Raw genomic sequence first — 17,873 nt, forward strand, 5'->3', positions numbered from 1 at the left:
TCACACCTCCTCGGCGCGGAACACCGCGAGATAGATCATGATGAACACCGCGATGATGAGGAAGAGCGCGACGGAGATCGCCGAGCCGTAGCCGATGTCCGAGACGCTGACGAGGGTCTGCTGCGCGTACGTCGCCATGGTCTGCATGTCCGGCCGGTTGCCGAACATGACGAAGAAGACGTCGAACACCCGGAGCGCGTCGAGCGTGCGGAAGATGAGCGCGACCAGCATCGCGGGCCTGAGGAGCGGCAGCGTGATCCGGGTGAACTGCTGGAGCGCCGTCGCGCCGTCGACCCGCGCGGCCTCGTACAGATCGTGCGGGATGAGCTGCAGCCCGGCGAGGAGGAGGAGCGCCATGAACGGCGTCGTCTTCCAGACGTCGATGAGCGCCACGGCCCAGAACGACACCGCAGGATCGGCGACGAAGGCGATGTTGCGGTCCAGGACGCCGAGCTGGTTGACGAGCAGGTCGTTGAAGACGCCGTAGACGTCGTTGTACATCCACTTCCACATCTGGGCCGAGATGACGGTCGGTATGGCCCAGGGGATGAGCATGGCCGCGCGCACCGCCGAGCGGCCCTTGAAGCGGGAGTTGACGACGAGCGCGACGCCGAGCCCGAGGGCGAGCTCGCCGAGCACGGTGACGACCGTGAAGAGCACCGTGAGCAGGACCGCGTCGTGGAAGTAGCTGTCCCGCACGAGATCGACGTAGTTCTGCGCCCCGATGATCCTGGCCGGCTCCCCGGTGCCGAGGCGCGCGTTCGTGAAGCTCAGGTAGAACGTCTCGGCGAGGGGGTAGAGGGCGATGAACGCGACGACCGCGAGCGTCGGCAGGAGGAACAGCCAGGCGCGCCGCTGTCGCCGCGCGTCGAGCGACGGGTGGTCTGGAGGGGCCGCCGCGCTCGTGGCCGCTGGGTTCGCCGGCATGCTCATGGGATATCCGTTCTCGCGAGCGTGCGGCGTCAGCGAAGCGCGCGCGTGAGCCGCTGCTCCACCTGCCCGAGCACCGCCTTCGGCTCCTTGCCCTGCAGGACCTGGCTCACCCCCTGGAAGAAGGCGATCGACGCCTCGTTGTACCGGGCGCCGGTGCTGTTCGAGGGGCGCGGCACGAGCGCGATGTCCTTCGCGCTCGCCAGGAAGGGCAGCGACTTCACCACCTCCGCGTCCTGCTGCACCGATCGGATCGTCGGGAGGAAGGAGCCCGCGGTCGCGCGGAACCGCTGCGCCTCGGGGCTCGTCATGTAGCGGACGAGCTCGATCGCCGCGTCCTTGTTCGGCGAGAACTTCGACACCGCGAGCTGCCATCCGCCGATGGTGCCCGCGCTCTTCTGTCCGGGCTCGTGCGGCAGCGGGCCCGCCGCGAACTTGCCCTTGATCGGCGACCGCTCGGCGTTGCCCGCCGCGTAGGCATAAGGCCAGTTGCGCATGAAGGCGGCGTTGCCGCCCTGGAACGCGTTGCGCGCGTCCTCTTCCTCGTAGCTCGTCACGCCGGCGGAGGAGATCGAGCCCACCCAGCCCCTGGCGCGCGCGAGCGCCTTCTGGGCTTCCGGGTTGTTCACGGTGATCTTGCCCTGCTCGATGATCGCGCCGCCGCCGTGGGAGGCGATCCACTCCAGCGCGTTGCAGGTCAGCCCCTCGTAGGCCTTGCCCTGCCAGACGAAGCCGAGGAAGTTCGGGCTCGCCGCCCGCTCGCCGTCCTGGATCTTCTTCGCCATCTGCTCCAGCTCGTCCCACGTCTCCGGCGGCTTCTGATACCCGTACTTCTCCAGAAGATCGGTGCGGTAGTAGAGCAGCCCGAAGTCGGTGAACCACGGCATCGCCACGAGCTTGCCGTCGACCGTGTTGTTCTGGACGATGCTCTCGATGTGCTGCTTCGCCGCCTCGCCGAGCTTCTCGCTCAGATCGACGAGGTTCTGCGCGAAGGCGCCGGGCCAGATGACGTCCAGCATCATGACGTCGACGTCCCCGGACTGCGCCTGGAAGAGGCGCTGGTAGACGGAGTAGGTCTCGGTCGCGTCCTTGGGACGGGGGATGATCGTCACCTCGATGCCGGTGTCCTTCTGGAACTGCTGGATCATCACCCTGTCGAGCTCGGCGCCCACGCCCACCGGCTCGCTGTAATACTTGAGCTTGCTGCCGGCGTATCGCTTCGCCTCGGCGGCGTTCGGCACGGCGGGGGGCTGCGCCTTGATCGCCTTCTCGCCCGGCGCCTCCGACACCGCGGCCGCCGTCGCGGCCGCGGCGCCAGGGGGGTTCTCGCGGGCAGGCGGGCTCTTGTCTCCGCGGCAGGCGCACAGCCCGAGGACGAAGAAGATCAGCGCTGCGGTTCGCCATGCGCGGAGATCATGCTGCCGAGTGGGGTCCATCGCAGGATCCTTTCTGAGCTATGTTCTGGAGAATTTTCGCATTCCCGGTGGCCGGCAGAGCTATCGAGACGCGCCGCTCACGCCCGCGCCGCGAAGGGCGAGTGCCCTCGGCAGCATCGACCAGATGCGCGCTCGGGGGCAAGGGATCGCGCCGCCTCTCCAGGGGTAAAAAGCCCAGGAATGAGCCGTCGATCACAGACGGGACGGAGCGCGCGCTGCTCGGCACTGCTCTGCTCGCCGATCGCTGGCAGCGCGGCACAGCAGACGGCGCGCGGCGCGCCGCACACAGCGCGTCGCGAAGGCGCGCGGCGCGAAGCGCGGAGACGCGACGCGCGCTGGCGGCGAGGTGGGGTGAGACGAGACAGCAGCGCTGGCGGCGAGACCCGACACGACGCGCGCTGGCGGCGAGATGAGGTGAGACGAAACGCGATGCGCCTGCGTCGCGCGGAGACAACGCGCGCAATACGTGCGCGGGTGCGGGGGCGCGCGCGCCGACGCCACCACCTCGCCTCGAAGCGCAATTTCAGCGGCAATTCAGCGGTAGGCGCGCGTCGCAGGCGCCCTGAACGTGGGCTGCTTTGCGCTTGCGGAGCCTTTCCGGAGGCGGTAGAGCCGATGCTGCGTGGCCGGCGCTCGCGATCCGGCACGGTGCCGCGGGCTCGTGGCCTGCTGGCTCCAGGCTGGTCCTGCCGAGCAGGACGAGCCCGAACCGGCCTGCGCACGGCGGTGCATGACTCCCCTGACGTTCTCCTCCTCGGCCGACGCCCCCCGCCAGGCGGCGCGGCTCGTCGCCCGCACCTTCCGGCTCGACGCCGACACGCTCGCGAAGCTGCCCGGCGGCGTCTCGTCGCTCATGGGAGACGGCGCGCGCGTCTGGCTCCACCCCGGCACCCAGCTGGTCGCGCACGGGGTCGCCGCCCGCCTGGAGCTGCCGCACGGCATCGAGGGCGGCGTGGCGTGGATCAAGGAGGCGCTCGCGTCGATCGAGGCCGCCGACGCCGTGGGCCGCCCGGGCTGCGGCCCGGTGGCGCTCGGCGCCCTGCCGTTCGACCGGACGGAGCCGGCCGCGCTCGTCGTGCCGGCCCAGATCGTCGGCGCGGCCCCCGACGGGACCGCGTGGGTCACGACCATCGGCGAGGGCGCCGCCCCGGCGCCGCACCTGGAGCGGGCCGAGGGCCACCGGCGCTCGCCCGACAGCTTCACGCTCCGCTCCGCGCTCCCGCACGAGGAGTGGTGCGGGCGCGTCGCGCGCGCGGTGGCCGACATCCAGCAGGGGGCCCTCTCCAAGGTCGTGCTGGCGCGCGCTGTCGACGTCGAGGCGAACCGCCCCATCGTCGTCGAGGAGGTCCTGCGCCGCCTGACCGCGCTCTACCCCTCGTGCGCGATCTTCCATGTCGACGGCTTCCTCGGCGCGAGCCCCGAGCTCCTGCTCTCGCGCCGCGGGCGCGCCGTCTCCTCGCACCCCCTCGCAGGCACCTACGCGGTCTCCGCCGACGTCGACGCCGACCGCCGGTTCGCCGAGGTCCTGCGGCGCTCGGCCAAGGACCAGCGCGAGCACCGCTTCGTTGTCGACGCCGTGGCCGCCGCACTCGCGCCGGAGTGCGCGTCGCTCGAGGTCCCCAGCGAGCCGTCGATCCTGAGCCTCCGCAACGTGATGCACCTCGGCACCCCGATCCACGGCCAGCTCGCGGAGGCGGCGCCGGACGCCCTCACGCTCGCCGCGCGGCTTCACCCGACGCCCGCCGTGTGCGGCACGCCGCGCGAGGCGGCGGAGGCCTGGCTGGGCGCGCACGAGGGCATCCGGCGCGGGCTCTACGCGGGGCTCGTGGGCTGGGTCGACGCCCGCGGCGACGGCGACTGGTTCATCGGCATCCGCAGCGCCACGGTCGACGGCGCGCGCGCGCGGATGGTCGCGGGCGTCGGGGTCGTCGCGGGCTCGAACGCCGAGGCGGAGCTGGTCGAGACGCAGCTCAAGCTCCAGGCCATGCTCGCGGCCATCATCCGCCCCTGATGCCGCGCCCGCCGCCGGGGCGCCTCACCCGAGCCGGGATCCGCGCCGGCTCGCCTGCATCGACGCGAGCCCCGAGGCGAGCTTCGCCGTGAAGACACTCCTCATCGACAACTACGACTCGTACACCCACATCCTCGGGCAGTACCTCTGGGAGGTGAGCGGCGAGGAGCCGATCATCGTCAAGAACGACAGCCTCTCGCTCGCCGAGATCGAGGGCCTGGAGCTCGACAGCATCGTCCTCTCGCCCGGCCCCGGCCGCCCGGAGCGACGGGCCGATTTCGGCGTCTGCGCCGAGGTGATCGAGGCCCTCACCGGGACGCCGATCCTCGGCGTCTGCCTTGGCCACCAGGGGCTCGCGGCGCGCTTCGGCGGGCGCGTCCAGCACGCCCCGCGGGTCATGCACGGCAAGATCGTCGAGATCGAGCACGACGGCGCAGGGCTGTTCGAGGGCGTGCCCAGCCCGTTCCAGGTGGTGCGCTACCACTCGCTCATCGTCGGCGACAGCGAGCTGCCAGCGGAGATCCAGGTGACCGCGCGCACGCGCGGCGACGGGCTCATCATGGCCCTCAAGATCAAGGACCGGCCGTTCTACGGCGTGCAGTTTCACCCCGAGTCGATCGGCACCGAGCACGGCAAGAAAATCATCAGCAACTTCAGGAATATCGCCATGAACACGCCGCGCGACCGGAGGGGCGCGGCGCTCCGCCGGATCGCGCCCGCGCCGGGCCTCTCCGCAGGCGCGCAGGGCGATTGCGCGCCGGGCGCGCGGCGACGCGGGCGCGTGCGTCACCTCCGGCTCCCGTGGGTCGATCCCGAGCGGGCCTTCGCCGGGCTCTTCGCCGCGGCTCCTTACGCCTTCTGGCTCGACTCGAGCGCGACGGGCCGAGACGGGCGCTTCTCGTTCATGGGGAGCGCGACCGAGGCGATCGAGAGCCGCGGCGCCGCCGTGACGCGGTGGAGCGCCGGCGGCCCTGGGGACGCCTTCACCTCGACCACGTCCGAGGGGAGCCCGTTCGTCGCGCTCCGGCGGGAGCTCGCCTCGATATCGCTCGATCCGAGCGGTCTACCCTTCCACTTCACCGGTGGCCTCGTGGGCTACCTCGGCTACGAGCTCAAGGAGCACCTCGGCTTCGGCGCGTCCGCCCACCCGCGCCGCGCGCTCCCGGACAGCGCGATGATGATCGCGCGGCGGCTCCTGGCCTTCGACCACGTCGAGCGCACGGTATACGCGTGCGCGATCGACGCGATCGACGCGATCGACGCGATCGACGCGATCGACGCGATCGACGCCGACGAGCCCGCGCCGCCGCCCTCCGCGCCATGGCTGGACGAGATCGCGGCGCGCCTCCACGGCCTCCCGTCGCTCTCGGAGCCGCTCCTGCCGCCCGTCCCGGAGAGCTTCGCCGACCGGATCGCGCACGCGCCGCGCCTCTCGCGCCGGGAGCACCTCGACGCCATCGAGGCCATCCTCCGCGAGATCCGCGAGGGCGAGACGTACGAGGTGTGCCTCACGAACGAGTTCCACGTACGGACCTCGCTGGATCCGTTCGCCCTCTACCGCGTCCTGCGCCGCACGAACCCCGCGCAGTTCTCGGCGTTCCTCAGGCTGCCGGAGGGCGCGGTGCTCTCGTCCTCGCCGGAGCGGTTCCTGGCGGTCGACCGGGAGCGGCGGGTGCGCAGCGAGCCCATCAAGGGGACGCGACCGAAGGGCGCCACCGAGGAAGAGACCCTGGCCCTGCGCCGCGACCTCGCGACCAGCGACAAGGACCGCTCCGAGCTCCTCATGATCACCGACCTCGTCCGCAACGACCTCAGCCGCGTCTGCGCCATGGGCTCGATCGACGTCGAGGCGCTCCAGCGGATCACGGAGCACGAGACCCTGCTCCAGCTCTCCTCGGTGGTCACGGGCGCGCTGCGCGAGGGGAAGGGCGCGCTCGACGCGCTCGAGGCGTGCTTCCCCGGCGGGTCCATCACCGGCGCGCCGAAGCACCGGACGATCTCGATCATCGACGCGCTGGAGCGGCGCGCGCGGGGCGTGTACACGGGCTCGATCGGGTACCTCGCGTACGAGGGCCCCATGGACATGAACATCGCCATACGGACCCTCGTCGCCGACGGCCGCGGGCTTAGCTTCGGCAGCGGCGGCGCGGTGGTCGCGGAGTCGAGCGCGGAGGCCGAATACGAGGAGGTCCTCGTCAAGAGCTTCCCCCTGCTCCGCGCGATCTACCTCGCGGAGCGCGCCGCGGACGCCGGTCGAGCGCCCGCGCGGGACGCACGCGCCACGAGCGCGCAGCGCGGATGACGCGCCCGACGGAACCATGCACGCGGCGAAGATGCCGGTACGGCGCGCATGCCGCACCGCGTATACTCATCGCACAGAAGGAGACGCGGTCGTGAAACGAGAGAGCAACATTACGCGGAGGGGCGTCGCGGTGCGGCGGACGGTCGAGGACCTCGCCGTCGACGGCGCCATCCAGCCCATCGTCGAGGCGCTCGACAGCCACCTCGGCGTGGTCCTGGCGTCCAGCTACGAGGTCCCGGGCCGGTACACGCGCTGGGACATCGGCTTCGTCGATCCGCCGCTCGTGCTCGTCTCCCGGGGCCGCGACTTCCGGTTCACCGCGCTGAACGAGCGCGGGCGCGTGCTGCTGCCCGCCATCGACGAGGCCCTCCGTGATCTCGACGCGGTCGCGGCCCTCGAGCGGCGCGGCGACGAGGTGGTCGGCGCGGTCCGGTCGCCGGGCGAGCGGGTGCCGGAGGAGCTGCGCAGCCGGCAGCCGTCCATCTTCTCGGTGCTGCGCCGGCTCATCGAGCTCTTCGGGGTCCCCGGCGACCCGCTCTTCGGGCTCTACGGCGCGTTCGCGTACGATCTCGCCTTCCAGTTCGAGCCCATCCGGCTCCGCCTGGAGCGCCCGGCGGATCAGCGGGATCTCGTCCTCTACCTCCCCGACGAGATCATCGCCGTCGACCACCGCCGCGAGCGCGCGACGCGCACGCGCTACGAGCTGAAGTACGGCGATCGCTCGACCGAAGGGCTGCCGCGCGAGGGCGCGACGCACGCCTACGTCGGCGCCGACCGCGCGCCCCAGAACGAGTACGCGCCGGGCGAGTACGCCGAGCTCGTCCGGCTGGCGCGCGAGTCCTTCAAGCGGGGCGATCTCTTCGAGGTCGTGCCGGGGCAGACGCTCTACGAGCCGTGCCCGGTCGCGCCCACCGAGCTGTTTTACCGCCTGCGCGAGCGCAACCCGGCGCCCTACGGCTTCCTGATGAACCTCGGCAACGCCGAGTATCTGATCGGCGCCTCGCCGGAGATGTACGTCCGCGTCGAGGGCAATCGCGTCGAGACCTGCCCTATCTCAGGCACGATCCCGCGCGGCAGCGACCCGCTCGCCGACGCCGCGCAGATCGCGCGCCTGCTCGCGTCCGCGAAGGACGAGTCGGAGCTCACGATGTGCACCGACGTCGATCGCAACGACAAGTCCCGCATCTGCGTGCCGGGGAGCGTCCGGGTGATCGGGCGCCGGCAGATCGAGATGTACTCGCGGCTGATCCACACGGTCGATCACATCGAGGGCCGCCTGCGCGACGGCTTCGACGCGCTCGACGCGTTCCTGGCGCACACGTGGGCGGTCACGGTCACGGGGGCGCCGAAGGCCTGGGCCATGCAGTTCATCGAGGATCACGAGCGCTCGCCGCGCGCGTGGTACGGGGCGGCGGTCGGCATCGTCGGCTTCGACGGCAGCATGAACACGGGGCTCACGCTGCGCACGATCCGCGTCAAGGACGGCGTGGCCCAGGTCCGGGTCGGCGCGACGCTGCTCTTCGACTCCGATCCCGACGAGGAGGAGCGCGAGACCCAGGTGAAGGCGTCGGCGCTCCTCGACGCGATCCGGAGGCCGCGCGGCGACGCCACGCCGCCTCCGGCGGCCATCCAGCCGGTGCCTGGCGGCACGCGCAAGGTCCTCCTCGTGGATCACCAGGACTCCTTCGTGCACACGCTGGCCAACTACCTCCGGCAGACGGGCGCCGAGGTGATGACGCTCCGCGCCGGCTTCCCTCACGAGGAGCTCGACGCCTACGCTCCCGACCTCGTTGTGCTCTCGCCCGGCCCTGGCACGCCGAGCGACTTCGATCTCTCGGGCACGCTCGCGGCGCTGCTCCAGCGCCGGCTGCCCGTCTTCGGCGTCTGCCTGGGCCTGCAGGGGATGGTCGAGCACTTCGGCGGCAAGCTCGGCGTCCTCGACTACCCGATGCACGGCAAGGCCTCGCAGGTCCGTGTGCTCGGCGGGCGCCTCTTCGAGGGGCTGCCCCGCGAGTTCCGCGCGGGGCGCTACCACTCGCTCTACGCGTTGCGCGACGCGCTCCCTGCGTCGCTGAAGGTCACGGCCGAGACCGAGGATGGGGTCGTGATGGCGATCGAGCACACGGAGCTGCCGATCGCAGCCGTCCAGTTCCATCCGGAGTCGATCCTGTCGCAGGACGACAACGTGGGGCTCCGGCTCGTGAGGAACGCGGTGACCGAGCTGCAACGGGGCGCCGCGCGGTGACGGTCGAGCGGTAAAGCGGGGCGCTGGCGGCGAAATGAAAAAGCGCCGCCGGGGCCTCGGGGGGGAAAGGCCACGCCAGCGGCGCTGAATCAGAATATCAGCATGAGGCGTGCCATGACGCACTTCCGTCAGGGTCGGGCAATTCGCACGGATGTCCTGGGCGTTTGTTTCGGTTCTGCACGAACAGCGCTGCACACCTGAAATGTGCGCCGCCCTCGACGAGGCCCGGGGCGCCGGGAGCGGCTCAGGCAGGCGCCTCCGGGCTCTCGCTCCGCCGCGTGAAGATCCCCTTGCTGTACGCCATGAAGAAGCCGAGCCGCATCGCGTTGCGCTCCGTGGGGATGCCGGGGCTCGCGCTGATGCACGCCAGCAGGCGACCCTGCTCGCGCACCCGCTCCAGGCGGCGGGCGATGAGCGCTTGCTGGATGCCGCGCTCGCGGAACCGGGGGAGCACCGAGGCGCCGAAGAGCGCGGCGCCCTCGCCGGAGATCTCCACGCTGCCGCCGCCGGCGGGCTCGCCGTTCACGAGCGCCAGGTACGAGTCGCATCCGGGGTGCGCGACCACGCGGCGCGTGATCTCGAAGAGCACCGGCGAGATCGGCGCGTCCTCGGGCCGGAAGCCGCTCGTCGCGATCTCGATGAACCCCCGGACCTGCGCCGCGTCGCCCGGATCGATGCGCACGATCTCCAGCTCCCCGGGGCCACCATACGACGCCAGCGCGCGGAGGTCCTCGTCCGGCGCGAGCTCGCGCGCCAGCACGTTCTCGAACTCGCGCAGCACGAACCCTCGATCGGCGAGGCCGCGCACCAGCGATCCGTGCGCGAAGGGGCAGACCTGTATCTGCGGCTCCGCGCCGCGCGCCGCGTAGAACGCCACGAGGCGATCGAGCTCCTCGCCGGAGACAGGCCCATCGAGCCCGAGCCCGACAGCGAAGTTTCCCCAGGAGCCCTCTCCATCAAAGGCCATCCACCCGCCCGCGATGGGCTCCGCGCAGGCGACCACGGCGGCGATGCCGACCGCCAGCCGGCGCTCCTCGATCCGGGCGATCTCGGCGTACGGCAGCTTCGGCATGGATTTGCACCTCATTTGCGAGCAGGGCTCGCGTGACACGGTGTCCTCCATCCTAGTCCGATGAGGCCCGGCCTGCGCCGTTTCGTGCAGGCCAGCGCGCTTCCGGTGGAGGCGCCTGGGCGTTGCGATTATGCTGCGCCGCCATGAGCAGGATCTTCCGTTCACTCCCCCCGGCGGGCACCCACCTCGGCATCGCGTTCTCGGGCGGCCTCGACACGCGCTGCGCGGTGGCGTGGCTCTCGCGCAACGGGCTCAAGGTGCACGCGTACACCGCCGATCTGGCGCAGCCGGACGAGGACTCCCCCGGGGACATCCCGCCGATCGCCCTGCAGCACGGCGCGGTCTCCGCCAAGCTGGTGGACTGTCGCGAGGCGCTCGTCCGCGAGGGCATCCTCGCCATCCAGTGCGGCGCCTTTCACCTCTCGACGGGCGGCAAGAAGTACTTCAACACCACGCCGCTCGGCCGCGCGGTGACCACGACCGCGATCGTCCGCGCGATGCGCGACGACGACGTCCACGTGTTCGGCGACGGCAGCACGCACAAGGGCAACGACATCCAGCGGTTCTACCGTTATGGCATCTTCGTCGACCCCTCGCTCAAGATCTACAAGCCCTGGCTCGACCCGAGGTTCGTGGGAGAGCTCGGCGGGCGCAAGGAGATGAGCGAGTACCTCGAGCGCCACGGGCTGCCCTACCGCATGGGGACGGAGAAGGCGTACAGCACCGACGCCAACGTGCTCGGCGCGACGCACGAGGCGAAGGACCTCGAGCACCTGAACACCGGGATCAAGATCGTCCAGCCGATCATGGGCGTCGCCTCCTTCCGGCCGGAGGTCGCCATCGAGGCCGAGACGGTGACCCTCGGGTTCGAGCGCGGCGTCCCGACGACGATCAACGGCAAGCGCTTCGGCTCCCTGTTCGAGCTGTTCGTCGAGTGCAACCGGATCGGCGGGCGCCACGGGCTCGGCATGAGCGACCAGATCGAGAACCGGGTGATCGACGCGAAGAGCCGCGGCATCTACGAGGCCCCGGGCATGGCCCTGCTCCACGCCGTCTACGAGCGGCTCCTGTCCGCCATTCACAACGAGAACACCCTCGACGTCTACTTCACCCAGGGCAGGCGCCTCGGGCGTCTGCTCTACGAGGGCAAGTGGTACGACCCCGAGGCCATGATGCTGAAGGACGCGCTCTCGCGCTGGATCGCCCCCGGCGTGACCGGCGAGGTGACGCTCGAGCTGCGCCGCGGCGACGATTACAACATCCTGAACACGCGCGCCGACTACATGGCCTATGCGCCGCACAAGCTCTCGATGGAGAAGGTCGAGGAGGCCTATTTCACCCCCGAGGACCGCATCGGCGCGCTCGAGCTCCAGAACCTCTCGGTGACGGACAACCGCCAGTTCCTGATCCACCTCATCGAGAGCACGCAGGCCCTCGGCCCGGGCGGCGCCCCCGCCATCGGCGAGCTGCTCGGCGGCGACAAGCCGAAGGAATGAGCCGGGGCGGCGCCGCTGAGGCTGAGCGGAGGCCGCGCGCCGGCTCCGCTCGCGACGCGCCGGACGAGGTTGCGCCCGGCACCTCCCTGGGTCACGAGGAAGGTGCGAACGCCGGCCCGCCCGAGCGGTGCCGGCCAGGGAGGTGGTCATGAAGGCGCTCATCATCCAGGCACTCGCCGCGGGCCTCGCGGTCCTCGTCGGAACGAAGATCCTGCCCGGCGTGCGGATCCGAAAGACCCAGACGGCGCTCGTCGTCGCCGCCGTGTTCACCGTCCTCAACCTGCTGCTCGGCTGGCTCGTGAAGTTCCTGGTCGCGGTGGCGCTCCTGCCCGCCGCCGTCCTCACGCTCGGCCTGGCGTATCTCTTCTTCGGCCTCGTCGTGAACTCGGTGCTGCTCTACGCCACCGACAAGCTCATCGACGATTTCGAGATCCGGGGGCTAGGGCCGCTCTTCGGCACGGCGGCCCTCATCTCGTTCGCAGGATGGCTGTTGCCGCGCATCTTGTGAGCCTTCGCGGCCCTCGCCCGGGCGGCGTCTACCAGCGCTGGTGAACCTGAGGCCGGAGCCGCCGGTCGTAGATCTCGCGGATCTTCGCCATCGTCTCCTGCGGCACGGGCGGCAGGTCCGCCGCGCTCGCGTTCTCGTCCACCTGATCGGGCCGCTTCGCGCCGGGGATCACGCACGTCACCGCGTCCTGCATCAGGATCCAGCGCATCGTCCACGCGCCCATGCTCACGCCGGCGGGCACGAGCGGGCGGAGCTCGTCGACGACCTCGAGGCCCAGATCGTAGTCGACGCCCGAGAACGTCTCGCCCTTGTCGAACGCGGCGCCCTCTCGGTTGAAACTGCGGTGATCGTCGGCCGCGAACCGGGTCGCCGCGCTCATCTTTCCGGTGAGCAGCCCCGAGGAGAGCGGCAGTCGCGCCAGGACCCCGACCTGCCGGCGCTTCGCCTCGGGGAAGAAGAGCTCGGCCGGGCGCTGCCGGAGGACGTTGTAGATGATCTGCACCGACTGCACGCCGGGGTACTCGATGGCCTTGAGCGCCTCTTCCACCCGCTCGACGCTGGCGCCGTAAAACCGGATCTTGCCCGCCTTCACGAGCCTATCGAGGGCGTCGAACACCTCGGGTCGATAGTAGACGTCCGTCGGCGGGCAGTGCAGCTGGAGGAGGTCGAGCGCGTCCGTCTCGAGGTTCTTCAGGCTGCGCTCGACGAAGGCCGTGAGGTTCCCCTCGTCGTAGCTCGCCGCCGTGTGCGGGCTCAGGCGCCGGCCCGCCTTCGTCGCGACGACGATCTCCTCGCGCCGCTCGCGCCTGAGCCGCGCGAGCAGCCGCTCGCTCCGGCCGTCCCCGTACACGTCCGCGGTGTCGAAGAAATTCACGCCTCGATCGACGGCCCGGTGCAGCGCCGCGAGCGACTCCTTGTCGTCGACGTCGCCCCAGGTGCCCCCGATCGCCCAGGCCCCGAAGCTCACCGAGGAGACGCGGAAACCCGTCCTGCCAAGAGGTCGATACTCCATGGCGGCGCATACAACCAGATTTCTCCCGCCACGGCGAGCGTGGCCGCGCTCAGGCGGGCTCGGCCCCGCGGCGGCGGTGCGCGCGCTTGCTGCGCTCGACGAGCGCGACGAGCTCCTCGCGCGTGACCCCGAGCCGCGCCGCCGTCCGGTGCGCGAGCGAGGTCCGGGCGACCCCGTCGACGAACTGGTATGTCGGCCACTGCTGCGCGTCGAGCTCGACCTGCAGGAACACGAGCCGATCGACCGGCCGCTCCCTCTCGAGCCGCGCCGCGAGCTCGAGGAAGTGCGTCGTGATGAAGGCCTGAGGGCGGAGCTCCGAGAGGAGCGAGATCACGAGCTGGAAGATCTCCTCGCCTTCCGACGGGTTCGTGCCCGAGCAGAGCTCGTCGAGCACCACCATGTCGCCGACCTGCATCGCCTCGAACAGCGACCTGATGCGGAGCAGCTCCATCCCGAGGCGGCCCTCGCTCTGATCGGCCTGCGCCTGCTCGATCAGCGACACGAAGAGCCCGTGGCACGGCGAGAGGCGCGCCTCCGCGGCCGGCACGAAGAAGCCCGCCTGCCCCATCATCTGGGCCAGCGAGAGCGCCTCGAGCAGCCGCGTCTTCCCCCCCGAGTTCGGCCCGGTCACGATGACGGTCGCGTCGTGGTGATCGGTCGCGATGTCGCACGGGACCGTGCTCACCGAGCTCGCCAGGAGCAGCGGGTTGAACAGCCCCTTGAGCGCGCGCCCGGGGCTCCCGCCGCGCGCGCCGTGCGCGCCGTCGGAGGAGCCCGGCGAGACGAGCTCGGGCAGACAGACGGAGAGCCCGGCCGCGCGGGCGCGGTCGCGGAGCGCGAGGCCGGCGAGGTAGAACTCGAGATCTCCGAGCAGCTGGACGAGCGCGACGAGATCGTCCTCGATGCCGTCGAACACGCTGTTGATGTGGCGGGTGAGCAGCTCGTCGTCGCTGAACCGGTACCCCCTCCACAGCATCACGAGCTTCGTGACCAGGCGCCCGAGCGGCGACTGGTAGAAGCGGTTCTCGCTGTTCTCGCGGATCGACAGGGCGCGCAGATCGCGGACATGGCCGTCGGAGCCGACGCGGATCCGGACATCCAGCGTCGCGATCTCCTCGTCGTACGCGAGCAGATCCGCGAGGCGGCGGTACGCCTCGCCCTCGCCCACGGCCGCGCCGAACGCCGAGAGCCGCGACAGGCCCGAGCGGGCGCCCGCGAACCCACCGGCGAGCGCGTCGAACGCGTCCTTGGCGGCGGCGAGGATGTCCAGCCGGCGCCGGCTGCCTTCGCCGCGAGAGATGGGGATCGTCTCGATCTGGCCCACCCAGCGGCGCAGCGCCGCGTAGGCGCGCTCGAGATCGCGGCGGTGCGCCTCCGACCCGGTGAGCTCCCGGAAGATCGCGCGCCGGAGCTCGACGGTGTCGCGATCGCTCGGCGGCCGGGAGAGGGCGCGGCCCAGCAGCGCCGGGCTCGGGATGTACGTGCGGCCTTCGCTCGTGAAATGGAGGCATCCGACGATGAGCTCGCGCAGGAAGACGTGCTGCGCGAAGCGGGCTGGATCCCACGTCGACGCGGGCAGCGACGCCGACTCGACGTGCCGATCGAACGCCCCCGCCGGCGCGCCGCCCGCGAACGCGAACGCCAGCGACTCCTTGACCGCCCGCGCGTCGACCCGGAGCGCCGGCCGGTGCGAGAGGAGATCGGGCGCGGAGCGCTGTCCGGGCGGGGCGTCAGGCAGGACGGGTTCCGGCGGCGCCGCGCTCACGACCTCGAGCCTACTACGATGCGTCGGGCCGGAGCGCTCGTCCGGTGTCCGGTGCCGCCGCTGCGCGGTGGCCAGGGAGGGTCTCGGCATGACCCCGTCGACACGCGCGGGGCGCCGTTGTTCCCGGGCGGCCGGGAACGACCGAGTTCCTGGCACGACGTCTGCCTCGGTGTGCGCCCGGAGATGCACCATGAGCTATCGCTGCACGATGAGCAGAATACGCTGGTTCTGCGGCCCAACCGTCCTCGCGCTGGCGTTCGCCGGCACGGCCTGCAGGAGCGAGAGCGAGAGAGCTGAAGGAGCGGTCCGCGAGCCCGTGGACCAGACGAACAGGAGAGGCGAACCGCCTCCGGCCCCGAACCAGCCCGGCAAAGAGCTGCGCGAGCAGGCCGAGCGCGTGGGCGACAAGGCAGAGCAGCTCGCCCAGGAGGGTCAGCAGCTCGGCAAGGAGGCGCGAGAGCAGGCCGGGCGCGCGGGCGACAAGGCAGAGCAGCTCGCCCGGGAGGGTCAGCAGCTCGGCCAGGAGACGCGCGAGAAGGCCGAGCGCGTGGGCGAAAAGGCGGAGCAGCTTGCAGAGCGCGGGCGCCAGGCGGGCCGCGACGTCAACGACCAGATGAACAGGGTCGGCGAGCAGACAGGTGCGCTCAAGGACAACCAGGGCGCGCGCCCGCAGTCGGCGCCGCCCGCCGCTCCCAAGGACAAGGCCGCGCCGCAGCCCGCGCAACAGGGCCAGGCTGAGGGAGCCAAGAAGCAGGAGGGAAATGTCGCCGCGATGGAGCGCGACGAGTGGACGAAGGCAGCGAAGGACAACGACTATCAGGTCACCTTCGGCCGCGACGGCTCGGTCATCGCCACGAAGGAGGCGAAGCGGACCGGCGCGCGCCCGTCCGACGAGGCGCTCCGCAACGCGGTCGGCGGCAAGCTCGCGGACAGCGATCACGACGCGGTGAAGAAGCTGCACGTCACGGTGCGCGACGGCGTGGTCACGCTGCAGGGCACCGTCGCCAGCGTGAAGGAGGCGACCGAGGCTGTGAAGGAGGCCATGGACGCCGACGGCGTCACCAAGGTGATCTCCTACATCCGTCACGGCTCATGACGCCATGAGGTCCTCCTCCTAGCCGCAGTCACGGAGGTGCATCCGTTCGCCGACGGGCAGATGCCCCCCCCCGGCTCATCCGGTTCCCGCCCCCCTCAGCACCCTCCAGAGCCGCAGCAGAGCGGCGGTCACCCGCACAGGAGACGGGCCCAGATCGGCGTTTTCGGCGCGGAAGCGCACTCCCGTGCGCTGAGCACCGAAAACGCCGAGGTGGGCCCGTATCCGAAGCGGGTGACCGCCGCTCTAGTGGGTGAAGTCTTTGGGGCGGAGCTTGACGGAGCGCTCCACGGCCTCCGCGGGTGAGAGCGCCAGCATGAGCGTCTCATCGAAGCAGTCGGATCTCGACACGACAACGACCTGCGTGCCCACGGGCAGCTCGGTCTTGAGCGGCGTCTTGCCGAGCGTCTTTCCCTTCCAGCTCACGGTCGCGTCGGGTGGATCGCTCGCGATCGTCACGCTCGCCCTGGGGCCCTCCTCGGGCTTCTTCTGGACGGTCTCCCCGGCCTCGGCGCCGTGCGAAGCGACCGCGGGAGCATCGGGGGCGGGCGCGCGCTGGTTCGCGACGTGGACCGCGCCGCCGACCAGCGCGACCAGCGCGGTCAGGGCAGACGCGCCGATCAGGTAGCCGCGCTTCGAGGCCGACACGGGCCCGGACGTGGTCGCTCGCAGGCTCACCGAGTCGCTCACGGGGGTCCTGGGCCGCTCGACGCCCGACGCCCGCTCGGCGCCCGACACGCGCTCGAAGCCCGAGGCCCGGTCGATGCCCGACCGGCTGGACTCCCCGACATAGGGGAGCCTGCTGCCCGAGCCGGAGCTCGAGGGAACCATCGCGACGCCGATGCCGCTCATCGTCACCTGGCTGGAGGCGTCGCTCAGCAGCGACGCGCTGGCCACCCGCTCGATCTGCGCCTTGATCTGCTGGCGTATGGAGGCCCGGCTCTCGGCGAAGATCCCCCGCATGCAGGCGCCGAGGAACTCGCTGCGGACGTCCTCGCCCGACCACTGAAGGTAGTTCTCGAGCACATCGCACATCTCCTGCGCCGTCGCGAAGCGCTTCGATGGCTCGCGATCAAGGGCCTTCGCGGCGATCTGATCGAGCGCGATGGGGATCCCCGGAACGACGGTGGAGAGCCGCGGTATTTTCCCCAGCAGGAGCTGGTGCATCACGGTGATCTGATCGCCCTCGAACAGCCGCCGCCCGGCGAGGAGCTCCCAGAGCACGACGCCGACCGCGAAGATGTCTGCCCGGCGGTCCACCGTCTTGCCCGCCGTGACCTGCTCGGGCGCCATATACGTCAGCTTGCCCTTGAAGGTCCCGCTCTCGGTGCTGGAGGCGTTGACGACGGCCTTGGCCACGCCGAAATCCACGAGCTTCACCGCGCCCTCGTACGTGATGAAGATGTTGTGCGGCGAGACGTCGCGATGCACGATGCCGAGAGGCCGACCGTCGAAATCGCAGAGCTCATGCGCGTAATGGAGCCCGCGCAGCACCTCGGCCACGATCCGGATCCACGTACCACGGACGAGCCCGCCCGTGCCGGACTCCCGCTCGACAGCCGCCTTCATGACGCGCTTCAGCGGCTGGCCCTCCAGGTACTCCATCAGAATGAAGTAGCCGTCCCGATCGCTGCCGACCTCGTAGGTCTGGACGACATTCGGGTGGTTCATGCGAGCCGAGAGCTTGGCCTCATCCATGAACATGAGGACCTGGCGATCCTCCTCGTCCCCGGAGCTGCGGAGACGCTTGACGACGACCAGCTTGTTCACCGAGGCGGGCCCGTGAGCCATCGCGAGGAAGACGTCTGCCATCCCGCCGCGGCCGAGCTTCGCGATGGGACGATACCGGCCGAGCCCAAGCTGGGTCGGTGTGTCTCTCAAGATCGACGCTCCGTGTTCTCCGATCACACTCACCTCAGTGTGCAAAATCCGATAATTGCGCGTCCGAGTCAATGCGAAGAGTTTGCGTCCTCGCCATCAAGGAAAACATGCTCCAATGAAGT

At 70.8% G+C, this 17,873-nt stretch carries 12 protein-coding genes; 6 read left to right on the forward strand and 6 right to left on the reverse strand.

Going from position 1 to position 17,873, the window contains the following annotated elements:
* Both WMF11_RS28600 and WMF11_RS28605 read right to left on the reverse strand, forming a co-directional pair.
* Positions 1-933, reverse strand: coding sequence for a carbohydrate ABC transporter permease (locus tag WMF11_RS28600; RefSeq protein WP_437972947.1), 933 nt, complete (start codon positions 931-933; stop codon positions 1-3).
* Positions 934-962: 29 nt separating this feature from the next.
* Positions 963-2,366, reverse strand: a complete 1,404-nt coding sequence (locus WMF11_RS28605; protein ID WP_437972948.1) for an ABC transporter substrate-binding protein — start codon at positions 2,364-2,366, stop codon at positions 963-965.
* A gap of 730 nt (positions 2,367-3,096) precedes the next feature.
* Between WMF11_RS28605 and WMF11_RS28610 the strand changes: the two genes are divergently transcribed.
* From WMF11_RS28610 to WMF11_RS28620, 3 genes are all read left to right on the forward strand, one after another.
* Positions 3,097-4,377 (forward strand): isochorismate synthase, encoded by a 1,281-nt coding sequence (locus WMF11_RS28610; protein WP_437972949.1) that lies wholly within the window; start codon positions 3,097-3,099, stop codon positions 4,375-4,377.
* 88 nt (positions 4,378-4,465) lie between these two features.
* Positions 4,466-6,679 (forward strand): chorismate-binding protein, encoded by a 2,214-nt coding sequence (locus tag WMF11_RS28615; RefSeq protein ID WP_437972950.1) that lies wholly within the window; start codon positions 4,466-4,468, stop codon positions 6,677-6,679.
* A gap of 31 nt (positions 6,680-6,710) precedes the next feature.
* Positions 6,711-8,924 (forward strand): anthranilate synthase component I, encoded by a 2,214-nt coding sequence (locus WMF11_RS28620; RefSeq protein ID WP_437979354.1) that lies wholly within the window; start codon positions 6,711-6,713, stop codon positions 8,922-8,924.
* A gap of 244 nt (positions 8,925-9,168) precedes the next feature.
* On the opposite strand, the gene WMF11_RS28625 is transcribed toward WMF11_RS28620, so the two are convergent.
* On the reverse strand, positions 9,169-9,996 hold the full coding sequence (locus tag WMF11_RS28625; RefSeq protein WP_437972951.1) for a GNAT family N-acetyltransferase: 828 nt from the start codon (positions 9,994-9,996) through the stop codon (positions 9,169-9,171).
* A 143-nt stretch (positions 9,997-10,139) separates the two neighbouring features.
* Here WMF11_RS28625 and argG point away from each other — a divergent pair, with 143 nt between their 5' ends.
* Together argG and WMF11_RS28635 are read left to right on the forward strand one after the other, a co-directional pair.
* Entirely contained in the window at positions 10,140-11,492 is a 1,353-nt protein-coding gene (argG, locus tag WMF11_RS28630) for an argininosuccinate synthase (protein ID WP_437274770.1), read from the forward strand.
* Positions 11,493-11,640: 148 nt separating this feature from the next.
* A complete protein-coding gene (locus WMF11_RS28635; RefSeq protein ID WP_437520919.1) occupies positions 11,641-12,000 on the forward strand; it encodes a phage holin family protein in 360 nt (119 codons plus the stop codon).
* A gap of 28 nt (positions 12,001-12,028) precedes the next feature.
* Here the strand turns inward: WMF11_RS28635 and WMF11_RS28640 are convergent, their stop codons facing one another.
* Both WMF11_RS28640 and WMF11_RS28645 read right to left on the reverse strand, forming a co-directional pair.
* Positions 12,029-13,012: an aldo/keto reductase gene (locus WMF11_RS28640; RefSeq protein WP_437972952.1), complete on the reverse strand. Its 984-nt coding sequence runs from the start codon at positions 13,010-13,012 to the stop codon at positions 12,029-12,031.
* 49 nt (positions 13,013-13,061) lie between these two features.
* Entirely contained in the window at positions 13,062-14,867 is a 1,806-nt protein-coding gene (locus WMF11_RS28645; RefSeq protein WP_437972953.1) for a MutS-related protein, read from the reverse strand.
* Between the two features lie 118 nt (positions 14,868-14,985).
* Between WMF11_RS28645 and WMF11_RS28650 the strand changes: the two genes are divergently transcribed.
* Positions 14,986-15,873: a BON domain-containing protein gene (locus tag WMF11_RS28650; RefSeq protein ID WP_437972954.1), complete on the forward strand. Its 888-nt coding sequence runs from the start codon at positions 14,986-14,988 to the stop codon at positions 15,871-15,873.
* Between the two features lie 243 nt (positions 15,874-16,116).
* Here WMF11_RS28650 and WMF11_RS28655 read toward each other — a convergent pair whose 3' ends face one another.
* The gene (locus WMF11_RS28655) at positions 16,117-17,778 is read right to left on the reverse strand and encodes a protein kinase domain-containing protein (protein ID WP_437972955.1); all 1,662 of its coding nucleotides are present in this window, start codon (positions 17,776-17,778) and stop codon (positions 16,117-16,119) included.
* Between the last annotated feature and the right edge of the window lie 95 nt (positions 17,779-17,873).

Origin of the sequence: Sorangium sp. So ce295 (genome assembly GCF_051527405.1) — a bacterium.
In the GTDB taxonomy this organism is placed as follows: Bacteria; Myxococcota_A; Polyangia; order Polyangiales; family Polyangiaceae; genus Sorangium; species Sorangium cellulosum_B.